7 protein-coding genes and 1 pseudogene are annotated in these 9,690 nt (G+C 64.6%); 7 read left to right on the top strand and 1 reads right to left on the bottom strand.

The features are described from left to right. A pseudogene (locus C9F12_RS22085) lies at positions 1 to 713 on the top strand (aldehyde dehydrogenase family protein); the annotation flags it as partial. Positions 714 to 1,305: 592 nt separating this feature from the next. Here C9F12_RS22085 and C9F12_RS22080 read toward each other — a convergent pair. Further along, on the bottom strand, positions 1,306 to 2,271 hold the full coding sequence (locus tag C9F12_RS22080) for a LysR family transcriptional regulator (RefSeq protein WP_083970676.1): 966 nt from the start codon (positions 2,269 to 2,271) through the stop codon (positions 1,306 to 1,308). Between the two features lie 231 nt (positions 2,272 to 2,502). Here C9F12_RS22080 and C9F12_RS22075 point away from each other — a divergent pair, with 231 nt between their 5' ends. The 6 genes from C9F12_RS22075 (at position 2,503) to C9F12_RS22050 (ending at position 9,509) form a co-directional block, all read left to right on the top strand. After that, positions 2,503 to 3,816: an L-fuconate dehydratase gene (locus C9F12_RS22075; protein ID WP_108450230.1), complete on the top strand. Its 1,314-nt coding sequence runs from the start codon at positions 2,503 to 2,505 to the stop codon at positions 3,814 to 3,816. Positions 3,817 to 3,936: 120 nt separating this feature from the next. After that, on the top strand, positions 3,937 to 5,025 hold the full coding sequence (locus C9F12_RS22070; protein ID WP_108450229.1) for a TRAP transporter substrate-binding protein: 1,089 nt from the start codon (positions 3,937 to 3,939) through the stop codon (positions 5,023 to 5,025). A gap of 59 nt (positions 5,026 to 5,084) precedes the next feature. After that, positions 5,085 to 5,576 (top strand): TRAP transporter small permease, encoded by a 492-nt coding sequence (locus tag C9F12_RS22065; RefSeq protein ID WP_045995049.1) that lies wholly within the window; start codon positions 5,085 to 5,087, stop codon positions 5,574 to 5,576. Further along, the gene (locus C9F12_RS22060; protein ID WP_108450228.1) at positions 5,573 to 6,829 is read left to right on the top strand and encodes a TRAP transporter large permease; all 1,257 of its coding nucleotides are present in this window, start codon (positions 5,573 to 5,575) and stop codon (positions 6,827 to 6,829) included. Before C9F12_RS22065 ends, C9F12_RS22060 begins: the two co-directional genes overlap by 4 nt. Before the next feature lie 58 nt (positions 6,830 to 6,887). Continuing rightward, positions 6,888 to 8,309, top strand: a complete 1,422-nt coding sequence (locus C9F12_RS22055) for an FAD-binding oxidoreductase (RefSeq protein ID WP_108450227.1) — start codon at positions 6,888 to 6,890, stop codon at positions 8,307 to 8,309. Positions 8,310 to 8,348: 39 nt separating this feature from the next. Then, complete coding sequence (locus C9F12_RS22050) at positions 8,349 to 9,509, top strand: fumarylacetoacetate hydrolase family protein (protein ID WP_108133187.1); 1,161 nt, start codon at positions 8,349 to 8,351, stop codon at positions 9,507 to 9,509. Positions 9,510 to 9,690: the final 181 nt, after the last annotated feature.

The following is a 9,690-nucleotide window of genomic DNA, read 5'->3' as shown; positions in this document are numbered from 1 at the left end:
CCTTCGTCGGCTCGCTGACCATGGGGGCCGGTCAGTTCTGCACCAACCCGGGGCTGGTGATCGCGGTCAAGGGCGAGGCGCTCGACGGCTTCGTCGAGGCCGCCGCCGAAGCGGTCAAGGGTGCCGGCGCACAGACCATGCTGACGCCGGGCATCCACGACGCCTACACCCAGGGCGTCAACACCCTGGGTGGCAGCGACAAGGCCCGTGAAGTGGCGCGCGGCCCCCAGGGCGACGGCCCCAACCAGTGCCAGGCCGGCCTGTTCGTGGCCAAGGCCAGCGACTTCCTCAATGATGAGGCGCTGCAGGCCGAGGTGTTCGGTTCGACCTCGCTGGTGGTCGAGTGTGCTGACCTGGACGAGGTCAAGGCACTGGCCGAGGGCCTCGAGGGCCAGCTGACCGCGACCCTGCAGATGGACGACGGCGACATCGACTCGGCCCGTGGCCTGCTGCCGATCCTCGAGCGGCGTGCCGGTCGGGTGATGGCCAATGGCTGGCCCACCGGGGTCGAGGTGTGCCACGCCATGGTCCACGGTGGCCCCTATCCGGCCACCTCTGACTCGCGCACCACCTCGGTCGGCAGCGCCGCCATCCACCGCTTCCTGCGCCCGGTGTGCTATCAGAACCTGCCGGACGCCCTGCTGCCGCAGGCGCTCAAGGATGGCAACCCGCTGAACGTCAGCCGCCTGGTGGATGGCAAGCGCGAGGCGTAAACCGCCTGGCACACGTCTTCAACCAAGGGTCTTGAACCGACGTAGTTGAATACATCGCTGAAAACATGGGTGAAGACATCGCTGAAGACATGGCTGAACACTTAGCTGAAGCCATGGTTGAAGCGAACGGACGGAGGCGCCAATCATCGGCGCCTCCTGTCTCGTCTTCTTGTTCTTGTCTTTCTGCCCCGGTCTTTCTGCCCCGGTCTTTCTGCCCCGGTCTTTCTGCCCCGGTCTTTCTGCCCTGGTCTTTATGGCCCCGTCTTTCTGTCGTCGTCCTGCGGTCCGAATCGCCTGATAAAGACCTGCAGGGAACGATGGCCTTGGCTCATGATTCCACGACGGCTATTGGCACACTTACCCCCACATCACGTCGCTTATCAAGACACCTATCCAACTACCTATCCAGACATCCTCCCGCCACCGCCTCCTCCTGCCTTTGCAATCACATCCGATCCATAATCGGTGACGTTTCACGCTTATTCGGCGAATATCTTGGCCATTATTGCCGGCATGAAACGCCCCTCGTATTGGCCAAGACATCCCCGAAACATCCTTTCACGCCCACGATCATTCCTGCCCACGATATTGCTCAGGGCGCATCCTCTTCTCCGACCAGGCTGGCGACAAACTCGGTCAGCAGTTCAGGCCAGGGCTCGCCCTTGCGCGTGAGCACGCCGTAGTAGCCCAGCGGCTCACCGATGGTCAGCGGCAGTACCGCGAAACGGCCTTGAGAGAAGGTGGTCTTGACCACCGAGCTTGGCAACAGCGACAGGGTATCAGTACTCGCCACCAGCTGAAGCGAGGCCTGGGTGGAGGTGGTCTCGATGACGTTGCGCGGTGAGGCGACGCCTGCCTCGGCCAGGGCCGCCTCGAACAACCCGCGCATGGGGCTCGCCATGGGGTGCAGCACCCAGGGCCAGCGCACCACCTCGGCCAACTCAGGCGTCCCCTGACACAGCGGATGGTCGGGTCGCGCCACCACCGACACCGGCTCCTCCTTGAGCGGCAGAAAGTCGAACAGATGACGCTGGGACGGCTCGGTGTAGCGGCCGATGACGGCGTCGAGCAGCTTGTATTCGAGATCCACCAGCAGTCGATCGCTGGAGTTCTCGATCAACGAGATGGCGAGCCGCGGCCGGTGCGACTTCAGCTCCGCCATGGCCCTTGGCAACATCACCGGGGCGGCACCGGGTACCGAGCCAAGCGCCAGCCGACCGTGCCCACCTTCGCGCAGTGAAGCCAGTTCTTCGACCAGCCGATCGGTGTCGTTGAGCAGACGCCGTGCATAGCGCAATACCGTCACACCGGCGTCGGTCGGTTCCATCCGCCCGGGCTCACGCAGAAACAGCGGTATTCCGAGAAATCCCTCGATGTCCTTGAGCATCTTGCTGGCCGCCGGCTGGCTGATGTTCAGCTGCCTTGCGGCCGCGTGCATGTTGCGACTTTCGTCCAAGGCGACCAGCAATACCATATGCCTGATCCGTAGCCACGTCTTGGCGTGAATACCGCTGTCATGGGGCATGTAGCGCATCATCCCGATGATTGAAAAACACATGATAACCTGAGGTTATCAAATGGCCAAAAACTTGGATTGGCCGTTCTTTTAGCGCTCTGTTTAGACTGCCCTCACTGACAATAGAACGACGAGACAGCAGCAAGAGAGTAACGGGAGAGCAACCAGAGAGGCAGGCGCTTTCCGCAAGCAGCCAACCGCTGATCGACGCCCATGATGCTTTCCCTGGCCACTCGTCGGACAACCAACAATATTCACCACAAGGCCGCCAGCATGACCACCATCACTCGGGTCGACGCCCGCGATATCCGCTTCCCCACCTCACGCCAGCTCGATGGCTCCGATGCCATGAACGAGGCACCGGACTACTCGGCCACCTACGTCATCCTGCACACCGATCAGGAAGACGAGGGCCACGGTCTGAGTTTCACCATCGGCCGCGGCAATGATCTCTGCGTCGCTGCGGTCAACGCCCTGGCACCCACCCTGGTGGGCCGCAAGCTCGAGGACATCACCGCCGACATGGGCACCTTCTGGCGCGAGCTGACCAGTGGCGATAGCCAGCTGCGCTGGCTGGGTCCGGAAAAGGGCGTGATGCACCTGGCCAGCGCCGCCCTGGTCAATGCTATCTGGGACCTGTGGGCCAAGCGTGAAGGCAAGCCGATCTGGAAGCTGCTTACCGACATGAGCCCGGAACAGCTGGTGCGCTGCCTGGACTTCCGCTTCGTTACCGACGCCATCACCCCCGAGGAGGCCATCGCCCTGCTGCGTCGCAAGGCCGGCACCAAGGGCGAGCGCGAGGCCGAGATGAAGGCCGAGGGCTACCCCGGCTATACCACCTCCGCGGGCTGGCTTGGCTATTCCGAGGAAAAGATGCGTCGACTGTGCCGCGAAGCCCTGGCCGAGGGCTGGCAGCACTTCAAGCAGAAGGTCGGTGGCGACATCGAGGAGGACCGCCGGCGCGCCGCGATCCTGCGTGAAGAGATCGGCGAACAACGCACCCTGATGATGGACGCCAACCAGATGTGGGATGTGGACGAGACCATCGTCAACATGCGCCGTCTGGCCGAGTTCAATCCTCACTGGATCGAGGAGCCCACCAGCCCCGACGACATCCTCGGTCACGCCGAGATCCGTCGTCGCCTCAGGGGCGGCCTGGAGGGTGGCATCGGCGTCGCCACCGGTGAGCACTGCCACAACCGGGTGATGTTCAAGCAGCTGCTGCAGGCAGGCGCCATCGACTTCTGTCAGCTCGACGCGGCGCGTCTGGGCGGGCTCAACGAGGTCATCATCGTGGTGCTGCTGGCGGCCAAGTACGGCGTGCCGATCTGCCCCCACGGCGGTGGCGTGGGCCTGTGCGAATACACCCAGCACATCTCCCTGTTCGACTACATCGCCGTCTCCGGTTCGCTGGAAGGTCGCCTGCTGGAGTACGTCGACCACCTGCATGAGCACTTTGTCGACCCGGTGCGTATCCGTCAGGGTCGCTACCTGGTGCCCGAGGCGCCGGGCTACAGCATCACCATGAAGCCCGAGTCCCTCGAGATGCATCGCTACCCCGAAGGCGCGGCCTGGCAAGACGCCTGAGCCGCTCCACCGGCCACGCGGCCCCGGGATGAAACGCTTCCCGGGGCCGCTGGCCAGCACGCCAAGCAAGGGCCAGAGCGCTACGCAATGGCCAGCACGCCACGCAAATTGGAGAGAAGCATGACAACAATCACAACGTCCGTCGCCCCCTTCACCCGTCGCCGCCTGGGCGCGGCCATCGCCGCCCTGACCATCGGCAGCCTGACGCTGGGTGGTGTTGCCACCGCCCAGGCCGCCAGCGAGATGCCGCCGATCCCCGAGGTCGACGGACCCGTGGTCGAAGGTGACGGCAACGACTACACCCTCAAGTTCAGCATCGGCACCACCCAGTCCGGCGCCCAGTACCGTGGCCTCGAGTACTTCGAGGACATCGTCGAGGCACGCAGCGACGGTCATATCCAGGTCGAGCTGTTCCACAGCGCACAGCTTGGCGATGACCTCCAGGCGGTCAGCGCGCTCCAGTCCGGCACCCTGGAGATGACCTCGCCGTCCACGTCGCCGCTGGTCAACATGTTCCCGGAGTTCGCGGTCTTCGACCTGCCGTTCCTGTTCCCCACCCCGGAAGTGGCCGACGAGGTGCTCGACGGCGAGATCGGTGATCGCATGCTGGAAACCGCCAGCACCAATGGACTCAAGGCCCTCGGCTGGGCCGAGAACGGCTATCGCCAGCTGACCAACAGCCAGAACGCGGTGGCCTCGCCCGAGGATCTGGATGGCCTCAAGGTCAGGACCATGCAGAACCCGATCCACCTGGATATCTGGAAGACCCTGGGCGCCAACCCGACGCCGATGTCCTTCGCCGAGCTGTTCACCGCCCTCGAGCAGGGCGTGGTCGACGGCCAGGAGAACCCCTGGATCACCATTCAGTCGTCCAAGTTCAACGAAGTGCAGGACTACGCCACCGAGTCCAACCACGTCTACACGCCCTTTATCACCCTGGTCTCCGAGCGCTTCTGGAGCCGTCTGCCCGAGGGCTATCAGGATCTGCTGTCCGACGCCGCCAAGCAGATGGGCGACTACCAGCGTGAAGTCAGCCGCACCCTCAACGACCAGATCAAGCAGGAGCTGATGGACGAGGGCATGAACATCACCGAGCTGACCCCGGAACAGGTGGCCACCTTCCAAGAGACCCTGTCGCCGGTCTATGACGAGTGGCGCGAGAAGATCGGCGGAGAGCTGATCGACGATATCCGCGCTGTTTCCCAGTAAGCCCTAGCCCGACCCCGCCGCTGTCGGCGGCGGGGTCGTCGTCACCACGGAGGTGACCCATGACCACCCTATCCTCCACTTCCACCCCGGGACTCCTGGGGTGGTTGATTACCACGCTGCGCATCGCCGTCGGATTGCTGGTGCTCGGCGTGGTGTTCTGCGTGACCGCCAACGTCTTCGGTCGCTTCGTGCTCAATACCTCCTACGCCTGGGCCGAGGAGCTGTCCCGGGTGCTGTTCATCTGGCTGGTACTGCTTGGCGCCGGACTCGGCAGCCTCGAGAAGGAACACGTGGCGGTGACCTACTTCAAGGACCTGGCCCCGGCCGGGCTGCGCCGCGTGCTGGGACTGACCGCCGTGGCGGTGATCTACCTCGTCTGCATCTGCATCCTGCTCGGCTTCAAGGAGCTGATCTCCGGCTATACCAGCGCGACCCCCATGCTCGGCATCCCCAAGACCTGGCTCTATAGCGCCATGCCGGTGATGGCAGGGCTGACCCTGATCGCCAACACCCTGGCCCTGGTGGCCCTGCTCAGGAGGTCCGAACCATGATCCTGTGGAGCATCCTTATCGGGCTTGCCATCTGCATCGTCATTGGCATGCCGATCTCGTTTGGCCTCGGCGCCATCAGCCTGTTCATCTTCTTCTATTCCGACTATTCGCTGTCGCCCATCGTCGCCCAGGCGGTGAATGGCCTGGACTCCTTTCCGCTGCTGGCCATTCCGCTGTTCATCCTGGTCGGCGAGGTGATGAGCGAGGGCGGCATCGCCACCCGCCTGGTCCGACTGGCCAGCGCCATGGTCGGCTTCGTCGCCGGTGGCCTGGGTCAGGTGGCGGTGATGACCTCGATGTTCTTCGGCGGCATCAGCGGCTCCGCCGTGGCCGACGCCTCGGCGGTCGGCAGCATGATGATCGAGCCGATGAAGCAGCATCGCTACAGCGCGCCCATGGCCACCGCCATCGTGGTCGCGGCCTCGGTGGTCGGCATCATCATCCCGCCGTCGATCCCGATGATCCTGTTCGGCGTGGTCACCAACACCTCGATCTCCCAGCTGTTCCTGGCTGGCATCGTGCCCGGCATCCTGATCACTCTGGGACTGGCGGCCACCACCTACGTGCAGTCACGCAAGAACGGCAAGGGCCAGGCCTTCTCCTTCCCGGAACTGACCAGCGCCCTCAAGGACGCCATCCTGGCGCTGCTGCTGCCGGTGATCATCGTCGGAGGCATCCTCACCGGGGTCTTCACCCCCACCGAGAGCGCCGCCATCGCGCTGGTCTATGCCTTTGCGGTGTCCTTCTTTGTCTATCGCAGCCTATCGCTCAAGCGCTTCTTCGAGCTGTGCGTGAGCACCGGTCGACTGACAGGTGTGGTCATGCTGCTGCTGGCCTTCGCCAGCGTGCTGGCCTGGCTTCTGACCGCCAACATGATTCCCCAGCAACTGGTGGTGAGCCTGTCGGCCATCACCGAGAACAAGCTTCTGCTGCTGCTGATCCTGTCGGCCTTCCTGCTGGTGGTGGGCTTCTTCATGGACCTGACCCCTGCCATGGTGATCCTGGCACCGCTGATGACGCCGGTGGTAGTGAAGCTTGGCATCGACCCGGTGTACTTCGGGGTGCTGATGTCCTTCATCCTAGGTATCGGCCTGATCACCCCGCCGGTGGGCACCGTGCTCTATGTCGGCTGTGGCGTCGGCAAGGTCGGCATGGAAAGCCTGGTCAAGAGCCTGCTGCCCTTCTACTTCACCCTGGTGGCACTGCTGGTCGTGTTCCTGCTGTTCCCGGGAGTGGTGCTGTGGTTCCGATAACCCCGAACTTGAACAACCTGGGCGGCCCCTGGCCGCCCGCCGAGCGGAGAAGCCCCCGATGAGCGCCAACGACGACCTGCTGACCTTTCTGCGAGAGACCCTGGGCAGCACCGGCGTGCTGACAGACGACCTCGAGCGCTATCGGGTCGACTGGGCCGGCGCCCGCGGCGGTCTGCCGCTGGCGGTGGCTCGCCCGGCGACCTCTGAGCAGGTGGCGCAGGTACTCGGCTACTGCCATCGCCACGATATTCCGGTGGTCCCTCAGGGCGGCGGCAGCGGCCTGGTCGAAGGTGCCCTGCCGGACAGCCAGACACCGGAGCTGGTCATCAGCCTGGAGCGGCTTAATAAAATTCGCTCCATCGATCCGATCAACTTCACCGTGAGCGTCGACGCCGGCTGCGTGCTGCAGACCATCAAGGACGCCGCCGAGGCCGAGGATTGCACCTTTCCGCTGGCCCTCGGCGCCCAGGGCAGCTGCCAGATTGGCGGCAATATCGCCACCAACGCCGGCGGCCTGAACGTGCTGCGCTACGGCATGATGCGCCAGCTGGTACTGGGTATCGAGGTGGCGCTGCCGGACGGCCGCCTGCTCGACGACATGAAGGCTCTGCACAAGAACAACACCGGCTACGACCTGAAGCAGCTGTTCATCGGTGCCGAGGGTACCCTGGGCATCGTCACCGGCGCGGTACTCAAGCTCTACCCCCGTCCCCAGGTGACACGCACTGCGTTGATCGGCTGCCCCGACGTGGCCTCGGTGCTGAAACTCTACGCCCAGGCAAGACGCAGCTGCTGCGACCTGCTGACCGCCTTCGAGCTGATTCCGCGGGCCTGCATGGAACTTGCCCTGGAGGCCGATCCCTCACTGCCGGACCCGCTGGATGCGCCCCACTCGGTGTACGTGCTGATGGAAGTCGCCGCCAGCGGTCCTGCCGATCTCGACAGCATGATCGAAACGCTATTCGAGCGAGGACTCGAGGACGGCCTGCTGGAGGATGGTGTGCTGGCCACAAGCGATACCCAGGCGGCCCAGCTATGGCAGCTGCGCGAGGCCATGCTGGAAGGCCAGCAGCGCCGCGGCGAGCACCTGCGTACCGACGTCTCGCTGCCGATCTCGCAGCTTACCGCCTTCCATGACCAGGCGGAGGCGGCGATCGCCGAGGCCTCGCCAGACTCTCAGGTCATCGCCTACGGCCACGTCGGCGATGGCAACCTGCACTTCAATATCCTGCCGCCGGCGCATCTGGACGACGACGACAAGCGCAGTCTACTGCATGAGCTGGAAGAGCAGCTGTTTGCCATTGTCGCCGAGTTCGACGGCAGCATCAGCGCCGAGCACGGCATCGGTCGCGTCAAGCAGCCCTACTTCCTCGAAAGCCTGTCGGCGCCGGAGCACGACATCATGCGTGGCCTGAAGCGCCTGCTGGACCCCCGCGGCCTGATGAGCCCCGGGCGTATCCTGCCGAGAATGCAGCGCTGAGCCATCGACTTCCCCTTTTCAACAGATAGAGGTCCTAACATGAGTCCCCGCCTTACCGCCCGCGACATCCTGCCCGACGACGCCGACCGTGCCCTGCTGGTCGGCCGAGTGTGGCGCGACGACCAGCAAGGCCCCGTCCTGGTAACCGTTCGCGATGGCCAGCTTATCGACCTGTCGGCCACCATCAATGTCATGGCCGACCTGCTCGAACGCGACGACGCCGCCGAGCTGATCGCCAACGCCGAGGGCGAGTCCCTGGGTAGCCTGGACAGCCTGCTGGAAAATTCCTGCCAGACACCCCAGCGCGCCCCGCACCTGCTCGCGCCCTGCGACGTCCAGGCGATCAAGGCCTGTGGAGTGACCTTCGCGGTCAGCCTGCTGGAACGCGTCATCGAGGAGCAGGCCGGTGGCGACGCCGCCCGCGCCGGCGAGCTGCGCGAGGAACTCAAGCGCGTGATCGGCGGTGACCTGTCGAAGATCCGTCCCGGCTCCGACGAGGCCATGGCGCTCAAGGCCGAGCTTCAGTCCCGTGGCGCCTGGTCCCAGTACATGGAGGTCGGCATCGGCCCCGACGCCGAGGTCTTCACCAAGTCGCAGCCGCTGTCCGCGGTGGGCCAGGGCGCGGCGGTGGGGCTGCACCCGTCATCGCGCTGGAACAACCCCGAGCCCGAAATCGTGCTGGCGGTGGATGCACAAGGCAACGCCCGCGGCGCGACGCTGGGCAATGACGTCAACCTGCGCGATGTCGAAGGACGCAGTGCCCTGCTGCTGGGCAAGGCCAAGGATAACAACGCCTCCTGTGCCATCGGGCCCTTCATTCGCCTGTTCGATGACCACTTCTCGATCGACGACGTGCGCTCGGCCATGGTCAGCCTGCGCATCGAAGGCAACGACGACGACTTCCTGCTCGAGGACCAGAGCGACATGCGCGAGATCAGTCGCGACCCGCTGGACCTGGTGGGCCAGACCATCGGCGCGCATCACCAGTACCCCGATGGCTTCATGCTGTTCCTCGGCACCATGTTCTCGCCGATTCAGGACCGCGACGGGCCCGGCCAGGGCTTTACCCATCACCTGGGTGATGTGGTCACCATCTCGACGCCTAGCCTGGGCGCTCTGGTCAATCGCGTCGAACGCTCCGACCAGCTGCCCCCCTGGACCTACGGTATCCGCGCCTGGCTCGCCCACCAGCGCGGCTGACACCACGCAAGACCCGCACGAACCGACATCTCCCTTCTGCCTCGCCCTCGGCGAGGCTTTAATGAGATGGTCAGCCTGACCTCGAAGCCCAGCAGGCTATGCTTGCTGGGCTTCTTCTTTTCAGAGGACCACGCTCATGACCGCTCCCGCCATCATCGGTATCGACCTGGGCAAACGCAGC

This window comes from Halomonas sp. BN3-1, assembly GCF_003056325.1.
Lineage (GTDB): Bacteria > Pseudomonadota > Gammaproteobacteria > Pseudomonadales > Halomonadaceae > Halomonas > Halomonas litopenaei.
The sequence above is the reverse complement of the archived record's forward strand: the minus strand, read 5'-3'. Positions and strand labels throughout refer to the sequence as shown.